This is a genomic window from Chthoniobacterales bacterium, assembly GCA_036569045.1.
Lineage (GTDB): Bacteria > Verrucomicrobiota > Verrucomicrobiia > Chthoniobacterales > JAATET01 > JAATET01.
In genome coordinates this window covers 15,027-38,655 of sequence record DATCRI010000088.1, presented here as the reverse complement: position 1 = coordinate 38,655, position 23,629 = coordinate 15,027, and the positions used below count along the sequence as shown (strand labels likewise).

Sequence of the window (23,629 nt, the reverse complement as noted above, 5' to 3'; positions counted from 1 at the left end):
ATTGGGATTTTGGGTGGCGAATTGTAACTCCCTCCGCATCGACACGCTTCGCCAGCAAGACCCCGCCTTCATTCGCCGCACGTTCGCGTCCATCGCGCGACGCTACGATTTCGCCAATCACGCCCTCAGCCTCGGCATCGATTTCGTGTGGCGCGCCCGCGCGGCGAGTCTCGTCAAAGGCTGGGCACCCCGGCGCGTGCTCGATCTCGCCACCGGCAGCGGCGACCTCGCCATCGCCATCGGGCGCGCCTGCCCCGATGCGGACATCGTCGGCGCGGACTTCTGCCAGCCGATGCTCCTCGAATCGCAGAAGAAGGGCGCCACTCGCCTCATCAATGCCGATGGCACGCGCCTGCCCTTTCGCGATGCGACGTTCGACGTCGTGACGGTGGCCTTCGGCCTGCGCAACATGGCCTCGTGGCCGGCCGCGATCGGCGAGATGGCACGCGTCCTGCGTCCCGGCGGCCACGTGCTCGTTCTCGATTTTTCCCTCCCCTCGCTCTCGCCGCTGCGTGCCGGCTACCGCTTCTACCTGCATCACATCCTGCCGACCGTGGCAGGCCTCGTCACCGGTGATCGCGGGTCCTACGAGTATCTGGGCGAATCCATCGAGCGATTTCCCAGCGGCGCGGCGATGACGAAACTCCTTGAGGCGAACCAGTTCACCCTCGCCCACGCAGAGCCGCTGACCGGCGGAATTGTTTCCATTTACACCGCGACCCGCCGCTGATCGCCGGGTTCCTTTTCCTCACAATGAATTTCCGTCTCCTGTCCGCGCTCGCCGCCGGCCTCGTCCTCGCCGGCACTCTTCAACCCGCCCGGGCCTGGGATCCCGTCGGACACATGCTTGTCGCGCAGATCGCCTGCGACCAGCTCACACCCGCCGCGAAGGAGCAGTTTGCCGCCGTGCTCGCCCGCTTCAACGCGAAGGACGCTCCGCACGACGCGCCCTACGATCCCGTGACCATCGCCTGCTGGATGGACGACATCCGCGCGCGGCCGGACACGAAGCCTTTCGCCGTCTGGCACTACGTCAACCTGCCCTACACGCCAGACGGCATGCCGATTCCCGACGGCAATGTCGACGGGCCGAACGTCGTCTGGGGCATTCAGAAAGTTGAGGACATCCTCACCGGCAAGGCGACCGATCCCGCCATCGACAAGGATCTGGCCCTCGTCATTCTCACGCACCTCGTCGGCGACGTGCACCAGCCCCTGCACACGACGAATCGCAACGGAGACGCCGGCGGCAACAAGGTCAAGGTCGCCAATCTCAAGGATCCCCTCGCCGATCTCGTCTTCACCAAAGGCGGCAACCTCCACTTTTTCTGGGACAGCGCCTACCGCCGGGTCTATCGCGATGGGTTTGCCACCGTGCTCTACGAGGCACCGCTCTTCGACCGCGCCAAGCCCGTCGCCGGCCACATCGCCTTCGCATCGAACATCCGCACCGAGGCCACCGCCCTCGAGAAAAAATACCCGCGCTCCACCTTGCTCAAGGAACAGGGCGACGCGGTCGCGTGGGCCAAGGAGAGCCACGCCCTCGGCTACGATCTCGGCTACCAAAAGCTGCCCGCGACGCCCGCCGACAAACCCGTGAAGCTCACCCAGGCCTACGTCGATGCCGCCCGCGCCTGCGCCGAGCAGCGCATCGTCCTCGCCGGCTATCGCCTCGGCGCGCTCCTGAACAAATATCTCGCCGAACCCGCCGCCTCCAGCCCGAGCCCGACCGTGGAGGCCTCTCCGACTCCGGAGCCCTCACCGACGCCCGTGAAGATTTCCGCACCGGCGATCGAGAATCCCGCGTAGTCCGCGGCGCCGCGCAGTCTCGATGCGTGAGGGCGTGAACGCCGATATTCATCTCGATTTTCTTCGCCTCGTCAGCAACGCCAACAGGATCCCACGCATTCCGACGATCCTGGCGGTGATCCGGCCTTCATCGAGGCCCCAAACGCGGTCGTCAGGCCGGCTCTTCGATGACGTCGATCTGCGGGATTCCGATCACGGTGACGGAAAACGCGGCCTCGACGACCGAGATCGCCTGCGAATTCAGCACCGCCTGGCCGCGAGCTTCCACCGCGATGCGTCGGCCGTCCGTCGTTCGGATGGCGAACGGCGCGAAGGGCTGCCGCGAGAGAGCTTCCTCGAGTTGCCCATGGATGTCGGCGCTCATGCGTAAATGTCCGCTCCGAGCGCACGGCCCTGCCAGCGGCGCACCTCCAGCACGTGGGCCGGCCGGGTGCGCGGATCGAGCGCGACGAAATTGCGCGCGCCATTCCACAGGAACGTCTCGTTCGTGATGAGGTCGCGCACCTCGTAGGTTTCCTTCTCGTTCCAGCCGAAATCGGAAACCGGAACCGTGACCCACGCGGATTGGAAATTGTGCGGATCGAGATTCACCGCGACGAGCACGATGCTGTCCCGCGCGGCGGTCATCTTGCTGTAGAAAAGCACCTGGTCGCTGCTCGAGGGATGGAAGCGCAGGTTGCGATACTCCTGCAGCGCGGGCTGTTCGCGACGGGCGCGATTCAGCGCGGCAATGACATCCTTGATATTGCCGGGGGCGTTCCAGTCGCGGCCCTTGAACTGGTATTTCTCGCTGTCGAGATACTCCTCCTTGCCGGGTTTCGTCGGTGTGTTCTCGCAGAGCTCGAAACCGCTGTAGATGCCGTAGACCGGCATCAGCGTCGCCGCGAGCACCGCCCGCTGGATGAAGCATGGCCGGCCGCCCGTCTGCAGATGCTCGGGAAGAATGTCGGGGGTGTTCGTGAAGAAATTGCCGCGGAAATAGTCCGCCATTTCGCCCTGTGTGAGTTCTTCGAGATACTCCGTGAGCTCGGCCTTGCCGGTGCGCCACGTGAAATACGTGTAACTCTGCGTGAAGCCGACCTTGGCCAGCGCGCGCATCATCTTCGGGCGCGTGAACGCCTCGCTGAGGAAGATGACGTCGGGGAACTTTGCCTGCACCTCGGCGATCACCCATTCCCAGAAGGCGACAGGTTTCGTGTGCGGATTGTCGACGCGGAAGATGCGCACCTTGTGCTCCGCCCAGAAAAGAAGGACGTCGCGCAGCTCGGCCCAGAGATTCCGCCAGTCCGCGCAATGGTAATTCAGCGGATAGACGTCCTCGTATTTCTTGGGCGGATTCTCGGCGTATTTGATCGTGCCGTCGGGCCGCTTGAAGAACCAGTCGGGGTGGTCCTTCACGTAAGGGTGGTCGGGCGAGCAGTTCACCGCGAAATCCAGCGCGATCTCCATGCCGCGCTTGTGCGTCTCGGCCACGAGCCAGTCGAAATCGGCGAGCGTGCCGAGCTCGGGAGCGACGTCCTTGTGGCCGCCACCGTTCACGCCCTGGCGAAAATTGCCGATCGCGTAAGGCACGCCGGGCTCCCCGGGCTCGCTCGTCGTCGAGTTATTACGGCCCTTGCGATTGGTTTCCCCGATCGGATGGATCGGCGGAAAATAGATGACGTCGAAGCCCATCGCCTCCGCGTCGTCGATGCGCTCGAGACAATCGCGGAAGGTCGAGCCGCTGTCGGGCTTGCCCTCGGCGGAGCGCGGAAAAAATTCATACCACGCGGCGAACGCGGCAGCCCGGCGGTCGACCCAGATGGAAAGCGCGGGCGAGTGGGTCGTGGCGAGCGAGCGATCGGCGTAGAAATGCATCAGCCCCTCGAGGCTGGCATCGATGGCGATTTCCTTCAGGCCGGCCGGGTCCGCCTGCTCGAGGGAAGCCGCGAAGGCCTCGAGGGTGGCGGCGTCGGATTTGTCGGCGGACTTCGCGGCAGCGCGCAGGACGCGGGCGCCCTCGAGTGCTTCGCTGGTGAGTTCCGTGAGGCCGCCGTCGACTTTCTTGACGACCTCGTCGCGCCAGGAGAGGAACACGTCGCCCCACGCCACGACCGTGTATTCGTAGCGCCCGGTGCCGCTCACGGTGAGCGTGCCGCGCCAGCGGTCGTTGATGAGCGGCGTCATCGGCGTCTCGTGCCAGGCTTCCTCACCGGCTTTGCGCCATTTCAGGACGGCGGAGACGATGTCGTGGCCATCCTTGAAGATATCGGCCTCGACGACGACGTCCTCGCCTTCGGCACGTTTGATGGGGTGGCGGCCGCCTTCGATCTGCGGCGTGATGGCTTCGATGACGAGGGTCGCGGTTCCGGGATTCATTCGGGAAGTCTGTCCAGCAGGGCGGCGAGCTCCCCGAGGCCATCCACACGGGATGTCACCTCGCGCAACGATCGCCGCGCCGCCGGGATGTGGGTAAGAAATTCGGGTTTGTCACGCTTCATGCCGAGGAATCCGTAGGCACCGAGGGCCTGCATGAGTCGCTGGGCCGCGCACATGTAGAATACGTCGTCGAAGGCCTTCGTGGTCGTGTGCCCACGGGCGGAGAGCAGGGTCTTGTAGAAGCGCAACTGGTCGACGCGTTCGGCCTCGGTGAGCGAGACGTAGGGGTCGTAAAGCAGGGACGCAAGGTCGTATTGCGCAAGACCCGGCCGCATGCCCTGGAAATCGATGATCCACGCTTCGCCGCCATGAATGATGACGTTCTGCGACTGAAAATCCCGGTGCACGAGCACACGGGGCTCCGCCGCGAGACGCGGGGCAAGGCCACGCACGGTCGGGGCATCCATCACCTTGCGGGCGTCGGCTTCCGCCAGCCCGAAAAAGCCGCACAGGCAGTGCTCGAGGAAATAATTCTGTTCCCAGAGATAGAGCTGCTCGTTGAACTCGATCTCGAATTTCGGGTGCACGCCGTCCCACTGGTCGGTCGCGCTCGAGTGGAGGAGGAAGGCCTGGCGAAGGGCGCGTTCGTAGAGCGGGCGGCGCGTGGTCCAGGGATCGTTGCGGAAGCTCCAGAGATCCTTTCCGCCGAGATCCTGCATCCAGATGAGGCCTTCTTCATGATCGTGCAGGAAGATGTGCGGCACGTTCACGTCGGAGCGGTCGAGATAGTCCGCGATGTCGGCGTAATGGCGATTTTCCTCCTTATCCGGATGATACTTCACCGCGATCATCGTCGGCCCCGAGGGCGCCTGGATGCGGTAGAATTTCCGGCCCGAGCCCCCCTTGTCGAGAAGGTTGACGCCAAAATCCTCCGAGGCGAGATCCGGAAAACGGGCGCGCGTGTATTCGATGACAGTATCGGGAAACATCTAAAAATCGGTGTCCGCGTGAAGGCCGGCGGCCACGCGATGGTCCCGGACGATACAGCCGCACAACTGCGCGCCGGAAGCGATTTTTGCATCCGGCCACACGACGGTGTCCTCGAGCACCGCGCCGGCGCCGATCTCCGCGCCCGCCCCGACGGCGCCAAATCCGCAAAACTTCACGTCCGCTCCGACTCGCGCGGTCTCGTCCACGAGCCATCCCCCGCGGTGCGCCTCGAGATACGACGCGCGGTCGCCGAGGTCGGCCCAGGAGCCGGAATCGTCCAGCACGCCCGCGATGGGGATACCGGCGCGCAGCATGTCGAGGAAGACCGGCACGACGGAAATGATCTCGTCCGGCGGGATGCGATCCACGAAAGCCGGCTCGATCACGTAGGCGCCGGTGAACAGCGTGTCGACGCCGGTCCCCTCGCCCAACGTGCATCGAAAATCCTTCACCTGCGACGTGATCGGATCGAAGAGCACCTGCAGCGGGCCGCCGAAACTCCGCAGGAGCGCGGTGACTTCGCACCCGCCGGCCGCGTGGGCCTCGAGCAAGCGCGCCAAGTTGAGATCGGCGCGGACATCGCCGTTGTGGACAAGCACCGGCTCCGCTCCCAGCAACCCGCGGGCATTGCGGATGCCGCCCCCCGTTTCCAGGAGCACTGGCTCGTGAATATACGCCACCTCGCAGCCTTGATATTTCGGGCCAATGAGCTCTGCGTAGACGCCGGCACAGTGGTGGGTATTCACGACGAAACGCTCGATTCCGACCGCGATGAGGGCGTCGAAAACATGCGTGATGAGCGGGCGATTGCCGACCGGCACAAGCGGCTTCGGGCGCTCCTCGGTGAGCGGACGCAGCCGTTTGCCGAGTCCGGCGCCGGGCACGAAAGCGGTGCGGACGCGGCTCAAGACGCGCCCCCTCCGGCGAGGCGCAGGATCGCGTCCGCCGCACTGGCGGCGCCAAAGCCATTGTCGATATTCACCACGGTCACCTTGCTGCCGCAGCTCGTGAGCATGCCCAGCAATGCCGCGAGCCCGCCAAACGCCGCACCGTAACCAACGCTCGTCGGCACCGCGATCACCGGCCGGTCCACGAGGCCCGAGACCACGCTGGGCAACGCGCCCTCCATGCCCGCAACGACGATCAGCACGCCGCAGGCCCGCACGGTATCGAGCCGATCGAGCAACCGATGCAGGCCGGCCACACCGACATCGTAGATGCGCTCCACGCGCTGGCCAAAGGCCGTGAGCGTGACGGCGGCCTCCTCGGCGACGGCGAGATCCGCCGTTCCGGCCGACAGGATGCCGACGACGAAGCGGGAGCCGCTCGGCGTCGCCGCGCCGCACGTGATGCAGCGCGCCCGTTCGTGATATTCCGCCGCCGGCAGCTTCGCGGCCACAGCCTCGAATTGTTCGCGGCTCGCGCGGGTGCCAAGCAGGTAGCCGGACTCCGCAACAATGCGCGCGGCAATCTCGGCGACCTCGTTCGCCGTCTTGCCTTCGCAAAAAATCACCTCCGGCCGGCCGCAACGCGCGTCGCGGGAGTGATCGACCTTGGCGAACCCCAGATCTTCGAACCCGGAAGCCATTTAGTCGCGGAACAGCATGCGCAGCGGCACCATGTCGCTCTCGAAGAAACCGCGATCGAGATAGAATCGCTTGGCATCCTCGTTGTCGCGGTCGGTGAGCAGGGTGATGCGCAGGAATTTTTTCTGTCTGGCGAATGCGATGACGTGCTCGAGCAACTTCGAGCCGTAGCCCTGGCCGCGGTGGTCGCGGTGCACGACGACGTCCTCCAGCAGCAGCACAAAGCCGCCCTCGGCCGTGCTGATCGTGATGAGCAGATTCACCATCGCGATGAGCTGGTGATCGGTGCGCAGCACGAAGATGCGTCCGCGAGACGGCTGTTCCAGAATGAGGCGGAGGCCGCGTTCCTGTTTCTCGCGATTTGGAATAAAATCGGCCTCCATCGAGAAGAGGTCGTCCAGCAGGTCGACGAGCTGCGGCAGGTCATCCAGCGTGGCCGGCTCGATACGAATGCTGTCGTGCATCCCCGCTTATTTCACAAACGGCGATACGCCGCAATTTCGGGATCGAAAATTCATCCCCGGCCGAATTTCCGCGCGAGTTCGGAATGCGCAAAATGAATCATTGTCGGACGGCCATTCGGGCACGCGTAGGGCAGGTCGCAGGCCATCAGTTCATCCACGAGCGCCCGCGCCGCCGCGGCGTCATCCGGCGCCGGACCTGCCGGCGCGGAGCGGCATACGGATCGAGCGATCGCCTCCTCGATGGCGCGGACGCCCCCTTTCACCCCGCCGGCGCGACAATCATCCGCCACCCGCAGCACGATCTCGCGCGGATCGCAGGCCGCGAGCACCGGCGGCAGACCGTCGACCTTCACCGTGTCCGAGCCAAACGCCTCCACGAGCAATCCCGCCGCGGCCAGCAGGGCGGCGTGGTCGCGCGTCCAGGCCAGATCGCGCGGCGCCAGCTCGACGATCGTCGGCAGCAACAACCGCTGCGACACCGTTTCGCGCCGATCGACGCGGCGCAGCAACTGTTCGAAAAGAATGCGTTCGCGAGCGGCGCGGTGGTCGAGCAACACGAGCCCGGCCTCGTCTTCCATGAGCACGTAGCGATCGGCCAGCGCCCCGATGAAGCGGAAACGCTCCGGCGCAGCCCGCTCGACTTCCGGCAGCGGCAGTTCCGGGGCGGGTTCGCGCATCGGCGCCGATTGGAGAAAAGCGACCGCCTCGCGGGGCAGAGCCACCGGGGCCGCGACCGAAGCCGCCGGAGGCTCGGAGCGCACCGGCGCGACATCGACGGGTTCGGAAAACACCCGCACCGGCAGCGCCACCGCCTGCCGTTGCCCGGCAAGGGCCTTCTCGACGACGAATCGCACGGCCTCGCGCACGGCGATGGCGTCGCGGAATCGGACCTCTCGCTTCGCGGGATGCACGTTGCAATCGACCCACTCGGGATCGAGCTCCACGAACAGAACCGCCGGCGGATGCACGCCCCGGGGCAGCGCCGAGCCGTAGGCCTCGCGCAGGGGCTGCCAGATCGCGGAGCTGTGCACGGCGCGGCCGTTCACGAAAACGTATTGGCCCGAGCGGTCGCCGCGGCTGTGTCCCGGACGCGCCAGCAGACCGCGAAGGGTGAGGCCGTTGTGCGTGGTCGGCTCGAGCGGGAAGAGCTGGCCGGCGAATTCCGCCCCAAGGAGCTCGCGGGCTCGCGTTTGCAGGTCCGCCGCGGCCGCGAGCTGATGCGCGAGGCGGCCATCCCGCGTGAGCGAGAACCGCAGCGCGGGATGCGCCAGGGCGAGCACCTGGAAATGGTGGTCGATATGCGAGGCCTCGGTGCGCTCGCCGCGCAGGAATTTTCGCCGGGCCGGCAGATTGAAAAACAGGGACCGCACCTCGATGCGCGTGCCCGGGGCCTCGCCGCTGTCCCGCACGGTCTCGATCTTCCCCCCATTAATGAGCACTTCGGTGCCGGCTTCCGCGGTCGCCTCCCGGGTCACGAGGCGAAATTGCGAAACGCTGGCGATGCTCGGCACGGCCTCCCCGCGAAAGCCGAAAGTCCCCACGGTCGCGAGGTCGCGACCGGTGCGAATCTTGCTCGTCGCATGGCGCTCAAGGCAGAGCAAGGCGTCCTCGCGATCCATGCCACGGCCGTCATCGGTGACCGCGAGGAACTTGTCGCCGCCACGGTGATATTCCACGTCGATACGCGTCGCGCCGGCGTCGAGGCTGTTCTCGACGAGCTCCTTCAGGACGGAAGCCGGTCGCTCGACGACCTCGCCGGCCGCCACCTGGCTGGCGACCTCATCAGGCAGTAAACGAATGCGTCCCATCGCCTAATCGGCCCACGCACGCGCGCCGCCCGGGATGTTCCCATCCGCGCCTGCTCGCATCATTTGACTTCGTGCCTGACCACCCATAAAACTGCCTCATGCTTCATATTACCGAAAGCGCGGCGGAACAACTGCGAAGCCTCGCGGCCGAGCGGGCGCTCTCCGAGACGCAGGGATTGCGCCTTTCCATCGAGAAAGGCGGCTGCGCCGGGCTGCAATATGGCATGGAAATCGGCAACCGACAGGAAACGGATCTCGTTTGCGAGGAACACGGCGCCCGGGTCTTTCTCGATCCCGAGAGTCTCACGCATCTCGATGAATGCACCCTCGACTATACCGACGACCTCGCCGGCGCGGGCTTCCGCATCGTGAATCCCCGCGCCGTGCGCAGCTGCGGCTGCGGCACTTCGTTCGAGCCCGCCTCCGAGGCGCACTCCACGCACTGATGGCCGAACGGTATTCAGGTTCCTCACCCCGCCGTCGTTCAAACCGCGATGGCTTCGGCGAACGCGACGCAAAGCCCAAGGGCGACGGCGGCCTCTTCGGCTGGACGATTTTCATCCTGCTGCTCATCGGCCTCGTTGCGCTTTGCTGGATGGGCACGCTCTACATCTTCGGCCATCCGGAGGAGCCGCTCGGCTACTCCGTGCTGCACAAGTTCAAGAAGCTCGAGGCGCCGAAGCGCTTTTCCGAATTGGCGGCGCCGAAAGGCGAATTCCTGACCGCGAAAAAACTCCTCGAGCGTTACGGCCAGATGACGCCGCGCCAGCTCGAGAAGGAGAGCCACAAGCTCCTGCGCGACTACATCCGCAACTACGACAACGTCGACGGCCTCGTGCCCTACATCGTCGGTCGATTCAACATTCTCGACTCCTACCAACTCACCGACAGCGACTTCTTCCAGTCTGGCGTCGTCGCGGTCGCGCAGGATTCCCAGCTGCCGCAGGTCATCATCGAAGACATCTTCACGACCGACGCCAACATGGTGCCGCCCCTGCATCGCAGCCTGCTCACCGGCGTCGAGATTCCCATCCTTCGTCTCGGGAATACGAACAGCCTCTCGCCAATCATCCATGTCGAGAAACTCGCCGACGGCCGTCTGAAATTCACGACCATCCCGATTCAGTATCCCGACTACACCGCCACCCAGGGCCCCGGCGGATTTTCGCTGCTGCCGCCGCCCACCCTGAACGTCGAAGCCGGCCTCCCGGTCGTGCCCCCGGCCAAAGTTACTGAAGCCGACCAGCGCTACGCGAGCTATCGCCGGAAACTCGCCAACCCCGGTGCCGCCAACGCGCCCGCCCCCACCCCGGCCAACGCCCTCATGCCCGTGCGTCCCGCCACGAACATGGCCGGCGAGACTCCCGCCCCGGCAGTCGCCGTCGCGCAACCGGCGAGTTCCCCGGCTTCCACGCCTCCCACGGCGGCCACCCCGGCCCCCACCGAGCCGCCCGTCGCCCGCGCCATTCCCGTCAACGGCACGACGCCGCCTCCCACCGCCGTCGCGAATGCCCAAACCGTCGGCACCGACGTGCCGCTCAAGCCCTTCAACGGCTCCGGCGCGACGGCCGTGGCCAGCACGACCAGCGGCAAATGGCAGACCTTCAAGCCCGGCGCCATGCCCCGCGGTCGCCTGCTCGGCATGAAGGCCGCCCGCAACCTCGGCACCGCCGATCTTGCCAGCGAGCGCCTCTACCTGCGCGGCGACTTCACCGTCACCGCCTCGGTCGGCAACAGCGCCGTTCTCCGCAGCGACTCGAGCGATCCCGACGCCGCTCCGAATACCCGCGTCGTCGTGCAATTCCCGACAAATGCCCGCCCGCCCGAGCAGGGCAGCACCGTCCGACGCGGCTCCGATCGTCCCTTCCAGGTCACCAACGTGAAGCAGACCTCCGACGGCCAGGTGAACATCTACGTTCGCGAAGTCATCACGGAGTGACCACGCTTGTCGACCGGTTGAAAGCCGGGATCGTCGCCCACGGACCACTGCGCTTCGACGCCTTCATGGCGAGCGCGCTGTTCGACCCGACGGACGGCTACTACGCCACCGGTCGCGCCCGCATCGGCCGCGACGGCGACTTCTACACGAACGTGAGCGTTGGTCGCATGTTCGGCCGCGTCATTGCCGCGCAGGTCGCGGAGATCTGGGAACTTCTCGATCGCCCCGCGCCCTTCGATTTCGTCGAGCAGGGCGCAAATGACGGCCGCCTCGCCGCGGACGTGCTGGAAGCTCTCGCCACCGACAGTCCCGAATGCGCCCGCGCCATTCGCGTCACCCTCGTCGAGCCTTTTCCCGCCCTCGTCGCCGCCCAACGGATCACCCTCGCCGCCCACGCCGATCGCGTTCGCTGGTTCCCCGATCTCGAATCGCTCCCCCCATTCACCGGCGTGCATTTCACGAACGAATACGCCGACGCCCTGCCCGTGCGCATCTTCTCGCGGAGCGAAGGCGCCTGGCTCGAACGGCACGTCGTCGTGAAGGATGACGCCCTCGCCTTCGACGACCGGGTCTGCTCCGATGTCCCCTCCATCCTCCCGCCGGGATGGCCCGAGCCCTACCTCGCCGAGGTGCGCCCGGAGGCCGGGCCATGGATCGCCGCCGTCGCGGAAAAACTCGTCCGCGGCGTCATGCTCGTCGTTGACTACGGCTTCCCTCGCGAACAGCTCTACGCGCCGTGGCGCGCGAAGGGCACCCTCTCCGGCTACCGCACCCACCGACGCGACGACGATCCGCTCGACGCCCCCGGGGAAAAAGACCTCACCGCGCATGTCGATTTCACCGACCTCGCCGAGGCGGGACAGGCTGCCGGCTTCGAACTCGCCGGCTTCACGGACCAATACCATTTCCTCGTCGGCGCGGCCACGCCCTTGCTTTTCGCGATGGAAACCCTTTCCCCTTCGGCGGGACGCGACGCCGATCTCCGCGCCATGAAGACGTTGCTGCATCCCGAAACCATGGGCACGCAGTTCAAATACCTCGCCCTCTCCCGCGGTCTGCCACTCGACGCCGAGCTTGCCGGCTTCCGCCACGCCCGCCCTGCCGGTCCTGCGCTCGGGCTGGCCTAATAAAACTCGCCCGGAAATGCGTAGGGGAACGGCGCCGGCCCCCAGAATCCCGGATCGGTGAAATACGGATTGTTCCAGGATTCCTTCTGCCACTTCGCGTTCTGCCGCAGCTCCGCCTGCTGCTGCGCGTCCTGCGCATCGACGAGAAAATCGCCCGCCGAGCGGCCCACGTAATTGATCAGCGTGCTGTCCGCCCCCGCATTCAACAGCCCATTGATCTGCGCCTGGGTGAAATTGTAGGGAGCCCGAGTGCTCCGCAGATAGGCCACGATCTTGTCACCCGGCACACCACGCTTTACGAGCTCGAGCACGTCACCGAAGGAAAGCACCCGCCCTGCGCGGATTCTCTGCAACGTCGCCGGAGCGACCTGCTTCGCGACGAGCGTCTGCAAATAGGCCGGCGAACCCGCCGAAGTGTTCGAGCCGGAAGTGGCGCATCCGCCGAGGAGAAATCCGACACCGAGAACCATCGCGAGCAACAACGACTTCATCCCCGCACCTTGCGGAATTCCCGCCTCCGCGCCAATGCAATTCACGCAGCCCTCACCGCGGCTGGCATCGCGGGCACCAGCACGTCGTCCGCCCGCCAATCTGCGCACGATCGAGATCCACGCCGCAGCGCGGACAAGCCCCGCCTTTCTCCCAGCGGTGCCCAAAAAGCCATGTGTCCGGATAACCCCAATCCGGCCCGATCTGCTCGATCGCCAGCCGGCACACCTCGCGCACCGTTCGATGCAATCGCGTGATCTCCGCCGGCGACAACTCTCCCGCGCGCCGCGAGGGATGAAGCTTCGCCCGCCAGAGAATCTCGTCCGCCATCCAGTTTCCGACGCCCGGGAACCGCTCCTGCATCAGCAACAGCGGCTTCAGCGCCATCCCCTTGCGCCGAAGCAGAAATTCCGCGACCGCGTCGCGCGTGAACGCCTCCGAAAAAATCGACGGCGGGAGCTTTGCCCACCACTCCGGCACATCCAGCCCCCGGTGAAACAACACCCGCCCGAACAACCGCGTATCGTGATACACGAGCGACCGCTTCGCCTGCCGAAGGATCAGGTAGTCGTGCTTCCGCGGCTCGAATCGAGACGCTTCCACGCGCAGGTCACCCTCCATGCCGAGATGAATTCCCAACCAGCGATCCGCCTTCACGCCGAAGCGAAAAACCATCTGCTTTCCGCTCGCCTCGGACGCCGCCACTCGCTGCCCGGCAAGCCCGGCCTGCATCGCTGCGACATCCGTCCCGCGAAACACGCGCGCATGCGGCTTCGGCACAATCACCTCCACCACCCGCTCGCCAATCGCGACATCCCACAACCGTCGCGCGAGATCGACTTCCGCTAACTCTGGCATGATTTCGTTTTCAATCGCTTCCGCCCGGAGCATCGCGCATCGCGAGCACATCCTCCAGGAAAGCCGAACCGCCTCTTAGAATCTGCTCTCGGCCTGCGTCGATCGCAGGCGGACCGTCTTGCGTTCGAGATTGTGGAGAGCTTTCACAAACCGGACGGTTCCCGTCCGCGAACGCATCAGCACGGAGTGAGTCGTCGCAATGGTGCCATCCACTTCGACCCCCTCCAGAAGCGGGCTGTGGCTGATTCCCGTGGCCGCAAAGATGATATTGTCCCCGCGGGCCAGATCCTTCGACATGAACTGCTTGTCCATCTGATCGCCCCATCCTTCCGCGACGAGTGAATCACGCTCCGCGGCGTCCCGCGGCCAGATCTTGGCTCGCATTCCTCCCCCAAGGCAGCGCAACGCCGCCGCCGACAGGATCGCCTCGGGCGCTCCACCGATGCCCGCGTAGAGATTGATGTTGGAAGTCTTCATCGCCGGAGCGAGCGCGGCGGCGATATCTCCGTCGACGATCATTCGAAGGGCCGCCCCTTTTCGACGAATGTCATCGATCAACTCCTGATTGCGCGGGCGATCCAGCACGCAAACCACCACGTCCCGGACTTCCTTGCCAAGAATGCGGGCCGTCACATCGATGACCTCTCCAATCGGAGCGTCGATATCGATGGGAAGCGACGGATCCGCCATCCACGCCTTTCGCACCTGCAGCGGGTAGGCGAGCTTCTTCATGTAAAACGCCGGAATGTCCTGAAGGCTCGGCATCCCTTCCACGATCGGCGCGGCGGCGATGCAACTGATCGAATTGGGCATCCCCTTGCTCACGTTGGTGGTGCCGTCCACCGGATCCAGGGCCACCGCATATCGGGGGCTATCGGGACGCCAGGTCCCGACCTTCTCACCCTTGAAGAGCCCCGGCGCTTCGTCCTTGATGCCTTCGCCGATGACCACCTCGCCCTGGATATCGATCAAGTCGAACATGCCGCGGATCGCGTCGCAGGCCGCCTTGTCGGCCTCTTCCTTTTCCCCTTTCCCCAGCCAATGCAGGGTGTTCAATGCGGCAGCTTCCGTGGCGCGGAGGAAGTCGATCTCGATCTGCCGGTCGATGTCGCTGAAGTTCGGCTCTTTCATTGGAGGGATTTGGTCAAAAATTCCGCATTGCGGCTCGCAAAGCGATCTTGTCGTAAGGAAGCAGGAATTTCACTTCGGAAAGAAATAACGCTCCTTTTCCCGACGCGAGAGTTCGCGGTGCGCATGATTCCCCCGCCACGCGCCATAATACTGGCAGGCTCGAAAGGCAACGATCTCGGGCAGCTTGTGGAAAAGCTGCCGTTTCGACAAAGCCAGCGCCATGTCTCCCAGCACGCCAGCCGCGAAATAGCGCACCGCGTCGTGCCAATGGACATGGACCTCGGGCATGATGCGATGCAGGGCGATGGCTTCACGCTCATAGCGTCGAAGCACCTGGGCCCAAGTTTCGTGGTGGTAGTGAAAGACGGCGGCCCGAGGCGCGTATCGCACGTGCCGACCGCTCTCGACGAGGACTCGCGCGAGACGCATGTCCTCGAGCCCGGTCAGCGACTCATCGAAGCGATGCATCGCCCACGCCGATCGGCGGAAAGCGGCGTTCGCATTGTTGCAGAAAAACGGCGCCTGTCCCGAGGACCGATGCGCGGGGAAGTATTTCTCGAAGAGCACGTGCTCGCTGAACTTCGTCTCGGGTCCGCCGACCTGGCGGCCGTAAGTCACCGCGACCTTTTCGTCCGCAAAAGGCTGCACGAGCTCCTCCAGCCAGCGAGGGTTGCAGGGCACGCAATGTCCGCTGACAAATACGAGAAAATCCCCCCTCGCCACATCGCAGCCCAAGTTGAGTGATCGCCCGAACGAAAAATCCTCGCGGCGAATCCCGACGATCCGGCAGCCGTGCCGCGCCGCAACTTCCAACGTGCCGTCGTCGGAACCGGAATCGACGACAATCACCTCTCGACGCTCCGCGGGCCAGGTCTGCGCGGCGACCGCGCTCAGCCCGCTCTCGAGATAGCGCACCTCGTTGTAAGTGCGAATGACGATGGAGCAGACTCGAGCAGTCAGAATCATGAAACGCCGGAGGTCAGGAACCCGGGCCTTCGCGGGGAGACGGGATCACAGCTTTCATGAATAGCGGCGAAAGCTCCGGGAAACAGGCCCAAAATCTCCCGTTTCGCCCGAGGCGTTTCGAGTCGTCACGGGGAGATCGACTGCGAAAAGATTCCGAGAGCTTGCTTCGCTCTGAATTCCTGACGGGAGCTTATGCGGGATCCTTGTCCCACTCGGTCAAATCCCACTCCTCCCGCCAGCGAATCGTCGGCGCGCCGTGCAAAAACTCGATGGGGAGCCAGACGTAACGTCCATCGATGGCGTTCTGAGGGCGCCACCGATCGGCAACAAAGATGTAGGCATCCTCGCGGCCCATCACAGGAAGGATGTAAGTTCCCTGGGATTCAAAGGTGTTGGCAATCGAGGATCCCGGCCCCAAACACGGATTTCCCATTTCCTCCCAAGGCCCCCAGATGGAATCCGCCACCGATACCCGGGCAGAGTTTGGAGCCCAACCGGTGCAATCAGAGGTGATCAGGAAATACCTTCCATTCCGCTTCATCATCGCCGGGGCTTCATGAAAGCGACCGGGAAAAATGCGGATATAGCGTCCAGCCGGGCTCAGATAATCGTCTGCCAGCAGGGAAATGTGCAGCGTTCCATTCCCCTCCGAAGAGTAGATGTGATAAGCGGCGCCGTCGTCGTCCACGAAGAGGGTCATATCCCGTGCCATCTGCCCGCCTTCAAAGTCGCGGCGAAAAAGGAGATCTTTGGGATAATACGGCACAGGCCCTCCTTCGAGTGGCATTTGACCAAGCCTCGTCGATTCTTCGCTATCGAGCGCTCGCCGCTGTTCCACCGGCACATTTTCAGGCCAGACTCCGGCGTTTGGCCGCAGGCTTTTGAGAAACGTGTAGGGACCCGTGACCGTCGGGGAGGTCGCAACACCACTTCTCGCGCCCGAATAGCCCATTCCGTTTGGCTCGAGATGGAACCACATGACGAACTGACCGGTCGCTTCACAATGGATGACCTTCGGCCGCTCGAGAATGCATCCTCGCGCAATCTCACTTTGCGGATCGTCCGAGACCGTCAAAGCAATTCCCTCGTCCGTCCACTCGTAAAGATTTCGAGAGGAATAGACATGCACGCCAACTTGCGCACGGTTGCCTGCCGCACCTTCGATCTTATGCTCTCCGAACCAATAGCAGACCCCTTGATGCCAGAGAAATCCCGCTCCGTGAGCATTGATCGGGACGCCTTGGTTGTCTGGCCAGATTTCCCCGGGAGTAAAACGCATGACGATCGGCCTTTCCTGAAATTTAATGAATGGTGCTCGGGGCGGACAGGGGGATGAGATATTTCGAAATCCCATCCATGGTCTTTGAAGATCGCCGGTCGGGGAAACCCGACATTCGATTTCACGTGGATGGAAGATTCGAACTCGCTGCCGTCCTCTCCGTCGACCTCCCAGACTAGGCACAGGTCCCTCGCCTCGGAGGTTTTTGACATTTTCACTGTTAACTCTCCCTCCCTCATTCGGAGTTCCCGGATGGGGATCTCACTCGTGGGGGCAGCCGAATCATGAAAATTTCCCCGAAAAACCCACTTCATGAGTTGGACTCGGCGCTCCGGCGATCATAATCTCACGCATTCGCTCCTGCCTCCCCGAGAGCTCGCCTGGCGCCAGCGAAAACCCGCAGGCGTGAACCGGGCGATGGAGGGGCCAATTTTACAGTGTAACCTTCTCCTGCATGTGCAAATCGAGCGGATCCGTGGAACTCTCGTCGACTCTCTCCAAAAGATGCACGCCCGGGCCACACATTCGTCCCACCCTCCCCTTCTCTGTGGCTCTGCGGCTGATCTGTGGTCTGGGGATCCCCTGCAGAAGCTTCCGTGAAGTAACACCTCGTTCGTTCAGCGCATTTTTCTCATGATCAACGGTTACGACTATTTCATCATCGCGTTTTACTTCGTCTTCATGCTCGCGATCGGCGTCATGTTCCGCGGGATGAGCAAGAACACGTCGGACTATTTCCGCGCTGGCGGCGCCATGCCCTGGTGGTTGACCGGTGCGTCCGCCTGGATCTTCAGCTTCAGCGCGTGGACCTTCACCGGTGCCGCGGGCAAGATCTACGAATCCGGCACTCTCGTGCTGGTGGTCTTTTACTCGTCGGTGGTGGCGCTGGCCTTCGCGATGTGGGTCACCTGTGTTCGTTTTCGCCGCATGCGCGTGATTACGTGGATGGAGGCTGTTCGCATTCGTTACGGTCCGGCCACGGAGCAATTTTATACCTGGATCAAGCTTCCGCTGCTTCTGCTTTTCTCGGCCATTTCGCTCAATGCCATCGGCGTCTTCATGTCCGCGGTCTTCAAGATCGACATGTCTATCATGCTGGTGGTGCTCGGAGCGGTCGTCACTTTGGTGGCCTTTGCGGGCGGCTCCTGGGCCGTCCTCGCGAGCGACTTCGTTCAGGCATTTCTCATCGTCACCATCACGATCTGCACCGCCGTCCTGGTGCTCGCACTTCCCCAGATCGGCGGATTGACCGGCCTGATCGACAAAGCGCCCGCAAATCATTTCGATTGGAGCGGCTCGGCGCGGCCGGAGATCCTCCTCGTCTGGATCCTGGCCAACCTCTGGCTCAAGTTTTCCGACGAGAACAACATGGAGCGCTCGACGATGTATCTCATGACGCGCAGTGATCGAGATGCGCGCCGCATGGTGATCATCCCTCTGGTCGGCACCATTATCGGCCCCTTGATTTGGTTCATCCCTCCGATGGCCGCCACGATTCTGCATCCCAATCTCGCCGCCGAATTTCCCGCCCTCAAGCAGCCTCATGAGGCCGCGTTTCTTGCGGTCGCCATGGACGTGATGCCGCAGGGGCTCCTTGGGCTGTTACTCTCGGGAATGCTTGGCGCCACGGTGACAAGCATGGACGCGGGCCTCAATAAAAATGTCGGCATCGCCATCCGCAGCCTTTACAAGCCACTGTTCCGTCCCCACGCTTCCGAGAAGCACCTCCTCATCGCGGGAAAGCTTTGCACGCTTCTCTTCGGCGCCGTGATCGTTCTTCTCGCGCTTTATATCAACAGCATTCGCCAGACGAACCTCTTCGATTTCGTCAACCAGCTTGCGGCGAATCTCCTCATGCCGCTTGCCCTTCCACTGATCTACGGCCTCTTCTATCGACGGACACCCGGTTGGTCGGCATGGAGCACCGCGCTGGTTGCCGGCTTCGCGTCATGGATGCTCGGCGAGTATTTCTCTCCGGAGGTTCTCCAATCGTGGTTTGGCTGGCAAAAGCCCCTCAGCCACGATGAAGCCACTTACATCAAACTGGGGATGACCACACTGGGTGGCACGGTGCTCGTCGGCTCGACATGGTATTTTTTCACCGGGTTGTTTTACAAGGCGGCGCCGGCGGAAGAACGGGGGCGCATCGACCGATTCTTCGGCGATCTGGCGACCCCCGTTGACAAACACGGGGTCGAGCAAGTGCAGTCCTCCATTTATCGACTGCTCGGGATTCTCTGCACGATTTACGGCTGTTTTATCCTTCTGCTCATGGCTATCCCGAACTCGCTCGCCGGGCGCGGCGCTTTCCTCTTCTGCGGGGCGGTGATGGCAGCCGTTGGCATTGTCCTTTATGCTGTCTCACGTCGGATAGAGAGGAATATCGAGATTCGTCCTGAACCCATTTCTTCGCCCGAGGATGAGACGATGCCGCCTGCCGAAGGTGGCCGCATCGGTTAGCCTCGATCACCGGAGAGCCGCGCTCCCGCATTCGACACGTCCCGAGTGTCGTCTCGTTGTGTAGTCACCGGGCTGGCCAGCGACGCGGTGATGGACGTATCGGGCGGCAGCCACGCCGACGGCCCCCCATGTCATCCCGCGGAAAGACCTCAAGGGAGACGATCAGGAGTGGCTTCTCCGCATCGTCCCATGATATGGTCTGCCGTCTTTGTTCGACGCTGCGGCAACCATCGCGGCAACGACACTCCCCCCAATGAGCAGACCCCTTCTCCTCGCACTCCTGCCCGGCGTGGTCCTCCTGATCGGCGTGCTCGCGTGGCAGCGTCCTTCGCCACCCGGCACCGCGATCGAGCCCGTCGCCGCTTCCCTGAACTCGAGCCCCTCGCCGCAGAGGCAGCTCCTCGCCCTCCCACCGCAACCTTCGCCGCAGGCTGTCACTCAGGAAAAACCTCTCTCCCTCGTGCGCCACTGCCTCGCTCTCGCCGAACACGATCCGCGCCAGGCCGTTTTGTTCGCCCTCGACTCCAATCTCGATGATACGGATGCCGCCCTGCTCGAAAACCTCGCTGCGCAATGGGCGACGCGCGACTTCGAGGCTGCGCATGACTGGGCGCAACAGCAGGAAGACCGTGAGATGCGCGACGCGTTTCTCGCACGAATCGCGTTCATCGGCTCGCAATCGGACCCCGCCACGGCCGCGAAAATCGTCGCTTCGGAAATGGCGCCTGGCCCCAGGCAGGACGAGGCCGCGATTTCCGTGCTGCACCAATGGGCTCTGCGCGACGTCGACACGTCGGCAGCCTGGGCAGCCGCATTTCCAGATAATCTTCGCAAGCGCGCGATGGCGGAGATCGAGGGCATTCGCGAATCCCGGCGGGCCATACTCGAGAACCGGTAATCACTTGCCGGAATGGCCGAGGGACCTCCCGCCATCCAGGAAGCGAGCCGCCATCCGCATCAGAGTCCTCCGAGCGGACCGCCCCCGGGCCGCGTCGAGAAGGAAGGTCCCTCAAAAGCGCCGGCCGGAAGATACTGCCCGAACGCTTTCTTTTGAGCATCGTTCAAGCTCCCAATCTTAAATAGCGGAAGATTGGGGACACCGCGCGCGCCCTGCTCGTATTTGACCCCTTGTTTTTGCAGGAAGAGCCCCGCGCAAAAAATGCCCCCTTCGTCGCCCACAACGACTTCCATGCGCTTTGGATCTCCCTTCCGCAGGGTGAACCAGGTGCCGAAAAAGATCGGCGTCGACTTCTTGGCTGGAAAATCGATGCCGCCGCCCGCTTCGCGCCGCCGCTTCGTATACCCCTTGTCCGACGCGTCGAGCACGAGCGCCGTATCCAATTTGACAATCATTACGTTATCGCCAAACCCCACGAAGCGATACGTTCCATTCTCCGGAGGAACGATCATGCCTACGTAATGCGCGAGCCATCCGCCGGGCGCCGTCTCCGGCGCCTGGAAAGCTTTGCCCGCCTCCGTGTCGCGAATTGCAGGAAAGAGAAACGTCTTCCCGTAGAGTTTTACCGGAGATTGGAAGTTCTTGAAATTCTTGGGTCCCCACGCGCCGGTGGTGAAACGATCCACGATCTGGTCGAAGGGCGGAACTTTATCCACGGAACGGTCCTTCGCCTCGCGCTTGAAATCGTAAAATGTGCCCTCAAGGCCAGCACCGCTGTCACGGAGTCCAAAGAAGGGCGACCCTCCGCCCGCGGCTCCATCCCCGCCGCCGATCTTGCCCATTCCAAATCCCGCCGCGGGAGCGCCCATTCCTGCCATGGTGGTCGGCGTCGCAGGCTCCGGGCTTGCGACATCCGGCATCTCCGGCAGCACGACCTTCGACAGGCCGGTGGAGGTGATGCGCTTCGTCTGCATCGGCGCACTCATGGTGTTCTGTTTCTTCACCATGTCGATCTTGTGCTCGACCTCCCTGTTGCGCGGTGCCGGCGGCCCCGGTTTGAACGACGGCGGGCGCGGCATGAACGTCTGCACCACGAGATACGTCGCCACGACGGCCAGGATCACGTGAAAGAGGATGCTGATGACGAGGAAGCGCCCCCTCAGGAGGCGTTTAGGTTTGGGGGAAGCTGTTTTCTCAACCATTTTTCAAGGCGTTGCGGTGGAATCCTAACCCGGAGAAATTCTTAAATCCGCAATTCATTTCGAAAAAAAGAGCCATGTCCCTTCCTCGGCGAGACGCCGCAGCGAGGGACGAAACATGGCATTCCTCGTCCTCTGCATGATGATTCTTGACTTGTTCTCGCCATCGGCAGCCAGAGCACGAGTGCGCTGCGTCGGGCGGCAGTGGTCTCGAAGGCGATCTCCACGATCTCGATCGAATCACTCCATCAGCGGAGACCTGTTTTCAGGCTTGTTCGTTGCGAGGCGATTCCCGCTCCTCGCCGCTCGCCCCGGCGTAGAGGGCCATGAATTTCGCCGGCGAAATGCCATGGATGCGCTTGAAGGCGCGAGAAAACTGAAACGGGTCGAGCCCGAGCCGGTCGGCCACCTCTCGGACGATCAGGCTCCCGCCGTGGAGCAGCTCGGCGGCATACGCCATTTTCCGGCGCATCAGATACCGATACGGCGGTTCGCCTCCGTGCATCGCAAAGAGCCGGCTCAAATACGCCGGATCGACATGGCAGGCGCACGCGACGTCCTCGACCGCGCGCAGTTCGAGGAAGTGCGCGTCGAGATGGGCTCGACATCGCTCGAACGTCTGCCTCGAGCGCAGTCGCCCGTCGAGCGGCTGGTGGGCATCCGAAAGTCGCAGCAGCAACACCTCCGCCTGCAGGGCGGTGACGCGCGCCACGTGTCGGCCGTAATCCAGCCCCGCAGCCAGCACTTGCTCGAAGGCCGCGATCGCCGTGTCCGGCTCCGCCACCGCGCGGCATACGCCGGGCGTCAAGCCGCACTCGGCAAGCAGCGGGACGCAGTCACTCCCCGCAAAATCCACGAAATACTTCACCAGGCAGCGATCGGGATGCGTGCGCATCCGATGCGGAACGCCGGGGCCGTAGGCGAAGGCGACACCGCGGTGAAGCGGGTGCGACTTTCCGTTCAATTCCAGCCAGCCTTCCCCGTCCGCAACGAACTCCACGCCGTGATGAGGAAAGCGGGAGCGGTTGACGTCGTAATTCGGCGCGCAGCGTTCCCAGCCTCCGCAGAGGACGGTAAAGCGGCCCTTTTGGTCGGGCTCGAGCTGGAGATAGAAACGCCGTGCCTTCCGCACGGCACGCGACATGAAGCCCGGCGGCGAGGCATCGGCAGGACGCATGAACCCTACGTAGCGCCCCCCGGGAGCAAGTCAAGAATCGTCATGGATTCGACAAGGAGGGCCATGTTCCGTTCTCACGGTGCCAATTAGGTTGACACCTCACTCCCAGAATAATCCGCTTTCGTTTCATGAAGTATCGTCCTCTTGGCCAGACCGGCCTGAACGTTTCCGTCCTCAGTTTCGGCGCTTCTTCGCTCGGAGGAGTCTTTCATTCCGTGAAACTCGACGAATGCATCGAGACCGTGCATGCCGCGCTCGACGGCGGGATCAATTTCATCGACGTGTCACCAGCCTACGGGGGCACCCGCGCCGAGAAGGTGCTCGGCCGCGCGCTCGAGGGCGTGGATCGGTCCCGCTACCTCCTCGCCACGAAGATCGGCAGCTACAGCGAGGCCCGCGGCGACTACGACTTCTCCCGCGCCAGCACCGAGCGCAGCGTCGAGCACAGCCTCGTGCGACTCGGCGTCGATCATATCGATCTCATCCAGTGTCACGACATCGAGTTCGCGGATCATGACCAGATCGTGAACGAGACGCTGCCGGCACTGCACAACCTCAAGAAGCAGGGACTTGTCCGTCACGTCGGCATCACCGGCCTGCCGCTGAATGTTTTTCCAAGCATTCTCGACCGCGTCGAACCCGGCATCGTGGAGACGATCCTCTCGTTCTGCCATTACGAGCTCAACGACACCTCGCTCGGCGATCTCCTGCCTTCCCTCAAGGAAAAGGGGGTCGGCGTCATCAACGCATCGCCGACCGGCATGGGGCTGCTCACGCCCCAGGGAGCGCCGGGCTGGCATCCCGCCAGCGAGGCGATCAAGGAGGGCTGCCGCAAGGCTGTCGCGCATTGCCAGGCGCGCGGAGTGGACATCGTGAAGCTGGCCGTCCAGTTCTGCTGCGCGAATCCCGACATTGCCACCACGCTCGTCGGCACCGCCCGCCCGCAGAACATCCGGGACAACATCGCCTACGCCAGCGAGCCCCTGGACGAGCAGCTTCTCGCCGAGGTGCTCGATATCCTCGCGCCGATCCACAATCACAACTTCACCCGCGGCCTTCCCGCGCATCGGGACCCCATCCTCGCCTGATCC

Annotated in this window: 23 protein-coding genes; 9 read left to right on the top strand and 14 right to left on the bottom strand. The window is 63.6% G+C overall.

From position 1 onward, the window contains the following. The first annotated feature begins 13 nt into the window (after positions 1–13). Entirely contained in the window at positions 14–730 is a 717-nt protein-coding gene (locus tag VIM61_16140) for a ubiquinone/menaquinone biosynthesis methyltransferase (protein ID HEY8901944.1), read from the top strand. Positions 731–753: 23 nt separating this feature from the next. After that, positions 754–1,809, top strand: coding sequence for a S1/P1 nuclease (locus tag VIM61_16135; protein HEY8901943.1), 1,056 nt, complete (start codon positions 754–756; stop codon positions 1,807–1,809). Positions 1,810–1,960: 151 nt separating this feature from the next. Here VIM61_16135 and VIM61_16130 read toward each other — a convergent pair whose 3' ends face one another. Genes VIM61_16130 through mutL form a run of 7 tightly spaced genes read right to left on the bottom strand, consistent with a single transcriptional unit; the run spans position 1,961 to position 9,015 of the window. Next, positions 1,961–2,173, bottom strand: coding sequence for a hypothetical protein (locus tag VIM61_16130; GenBank protein ID HEY8901942.1), 213 nt, complete (start codon positions 2,171–2,173; stop codon positions 1,961–1,963). Beyond that, entirely contained in the window at positions 2,170–4,167 is a 1,998-nt protein-coding gene (locus VIM61_16125) for an alpha-1,4-glucan--maltose-1-phosphate maltosyltransferase (GenBank protein ID HEY8901941.1), read from the bottom strand. Before VIM61_16125 ends, VIM61_16130 begins: the two co-directional genes overlap by 4 nt. Continuing rightward, on the bottom strand, positions 4,164–5,156 hold the full coding sequence (locus tag VIM61_16120) for a phosphotransferase (protein ID HEY8901940.1): 993 nt from the start codon (positions 5,154–5,156) through the stop codon (positions 4,164–4,166). Before VIM61_16120 ends, VIM61_16125 begins: the two co-directional genes overlap by 4 nt. Then, positions 5,157–6,065 carry a nucleotidyltransferase family protein gene (locus tag VIM61_16115; protein HEY8901939.1) on the bottom strand — a complete coding sequence of 303 codons (909 nt, stop codon included), beginning with the start codon at positions 6,063–6,065 and terminating at the stop codon, positions 5,157–5,159. It abuts the gene before it with no gap. Next, complete coding sequence (gene larB / locus VIM61_16110) at positions 6,062–6,745, bottom strand: nickel pincer cofactor biosynthesis protein LarB (GenBank protein HEY8901938.1); 684 nt, start codon at positions 6,743–6,745, stop codon at positions 6,062–6,064. Before larB ends, VIM61_16115 begins: the two co-directional genes overlap by 4 nt. Continuing rightward, on the bottom strand, positions 6,746–7,207 hold the full coding sequence (locus VIM61_16105; protein HEY8901937.1) for a GNAT family N-acetyltransferase: 462 nt from the start codon (positions 7,205–7,207) through the stop codon (positions 6,746–6,748). It lies immediately after the preceding gene. A gap of 50 nt (positions 7,208–7,257) precedes the next feature. After that, positions 7,258–9,015 carry a DNA mismatch repair endonuclease MutL gene (gene mutL / locus VIM61_16100; GenBank protein ID HEY8901936.1) on the bottom strand — a complete coding sequence of 586 codons (1,758 nt, stop codon included), beginning with the start codon at positions 9,013–9,015 and terminating at the stop codon, positions 7,258–7,260. 98 nt (positions 9,016–9,113) lie between these two features. On the opposite strand from mutL, the gene VIM61_16095 reads away from it, so the two are divergent. The 3 genes from VIM61_16095 to VIM61_16085 are packed head-to-tail and all read left to right on the top strand — an operon-like array spanning position 9,114 to position 12,081. Beyond that, positions 9,114–9,461 (top strand): iron-sulfur cluster assembly accessory protein, encoded by a 348-nt coding sequence (locus tag VIM61_16095; GenBank protein ID HEY8901935.1) that lies wholly within the window; start codon positions 9,114–9,116, stop codon positions 9,459–9,461. Then, positions 9,461–10,954 carry a hypothetical protein gene (locus VIM61_16090; protein HEY8901934.1) on the top strand — a complete coding sequence of 498 codons (1,494 nt, stop codon included), beginning with the start codon at positions 9,461–9,463 and terminating at the stop codon, positions 10,952–10,954. Before VIM61_16095 ends, VIM61_16090 begins: the two co-directional genes overlap by 1 nt. Continuing rightward, positions 10,951–12,081, top strand: a complete 1,131-nt coding sequence (locus VIM61_16085; protein HEY8901933.1) for an SAM-dependent methyltransferase — start codon at positions 10,951–10,953, stop codon at positions 12,079–12,081. Before VIM61_16090 ends, VIM61_16085 begins: the two co-directional genes overlap by 4 nt. Here the strand turns inward: VIM61_16085 and VIM61_16080 are convergent. The 5 genes from VIM61_16080 to VIM61_16060 all read right to left on the bottom strand — a co-directional run bounded on the left by VIM61_16080 (position 12,078) and on the right by VIM61_16060 (position 16,804). Continuing rightward, the gene (locus VIM61_16080; protein ID HEY8901932.1) at positions 12,078–12,572 is read right to left on the bottom strand and encodes a hypothetical protein; all 495 of its coding nucleotides are present in this window, start codon (positions 12,570–12,572) and stop codon (positions 12,078–12,080) included. The two genes, VIM61_16085 and VIM61_16080, sit on opposite strands and share 4 nt — an antisense overlap. Before the next feature lie 52 nt (positions 12,573–12,624). Next, the gene (locus VIM61_16075; GenBank protein HEY8901931.1) at positions 12,625–13,428 is read right to left on the bottom strand and encodes a DNA-formamidopyrimidine glycosylase family protein; all 804 of its coding nucleotides are present in this window, start codon (positions 13,426–13,428) and stop codon (positions 12,625–12,627) included. A gap of 75 nt (positions 13,429–13,503) precedes the next feature. Beyond that, positions 13,504–14,559 carry a class II fructose-bisphosphatase gene (gene glpX / locus VIM61_16070; GenBank protein ID HEY8901930.1) on the bottom strand — a complete coding sequence of 352 codons (1,056 nt, stop codon included), beginning with the start codon at positions 14,557–14,559 and terminating at the stop codon, positions 13,504–13,506. A gap of 69 nt (positions 14,560–14,628) precedes the next feature. Further along, positions 14,629–15,525: a glycosyltransferase gene (locus VIM61_16065; protein ID HEY8901929.1), complete on the bottom strand. Its 897-nt coding sequence runs from the start codon at positions 15,523–15,525 to the stop codon at positions 14,629–14,631. Between the two features lie 190 nt (positions 15,526–15,715). Next, the gene (locus VIM61_16060; protein HEY8901928.1) at positions 15,716–16,804 is read right to left on the bottom strand and encodes a glycoside hydrolase family 43 protein; all 1,089 of its coding nucleotides are present in this window, start codon (positions 16,802–16,804) and stop codon (positions 15,716–15,718) included. 633 nt (positions 16,805–17,437) lie between these two features. Here VIM61_16060 and VIM61_16055 point away from each other — a divergent pair. Beyond that, complete coding sequence (locus tag VIM61_16055) at positions 17,438–19,264, top strand: hypothetical protein (GenBank protein HEY8901927.1); 1,827 nt, start codon at positions 17,438–17,440, stop codon at positions 19,262–19,264. 253 nt (positions 19,265–19,517) lie between these two features. Next, the gene (locus VIM61_16050) at positions 19,518–20,162 is read left to right on the top strand and encodes a hypothetical protein (protein ID HEY8901926.1); all 645 of its coding nucleotides are present in this window, start codon (positions 19,518–19,520) and stop codon (positions 20,160–20,162) included. 59 nt (positions 20,163–20,221) lie between these two features. On the opposite strand, the gene VIM61_16045 is transcribed toward VIM61_16050, so the two are convergent. Next, complete coding sequence (locus VIM61_16045) at positions 20,222–21,004, bottom strand: hypothetical protein (protein HEY8901925.1); 783 nt, start codon at positions 21,002–21,004, stop codon at positions 20,222–20,224. On the opposite strand from VIM61_16045, the gene VIM61_16040 reads away from it, so the two are divergent. Further along, positions 20,997–21,290, top strand: a complete 294-nt coding sequence (locus VIM61_16040; GenBank protein HEY8901924.1) for a hypothetical protein — start codon at positions 20,997–20,999, stop codon at positions 21,288–21,290. The two genes, VIM61_16045 and VIM61_16040, sit on opposite strands and share 8 nt — an antisense overlap. 336 nt (positions 21,291–21,626) lie before the next feature. On the opposite strand, the gene VIM61_16035 is transcribed toward VIM61_16040, so the two are convergent. Beyond that, positions 21,627–22,538 (bottom strand): AraC family transcriptional regulator, encoded by a 912-nt coding sequence (locus VIM61_16035; GenBank protein ID HEY8901923.1) that lies wholly within the window; start codon positions 22,536–22,538, stop codon positions 21,627–21,629. A gap of 128 nt (positions 22,539–22,666) precedes the next feature. Between VIM61_16035 and VIM61_16030 the strand changes: the two genes are divergently transcribed. Further along, complete coding sequence (locus tag VIM61_16030; protein ID HEY8901922.1) at positions 22,667–23,626, top strand: aldo/keto reductase; 960 nt, start codon at positions 22,667–22,669, stop codon at positions 23,624–23,626. The last annotated feature ends 3 nt before the right edge of the window (positions 23,627–23,629 follow it).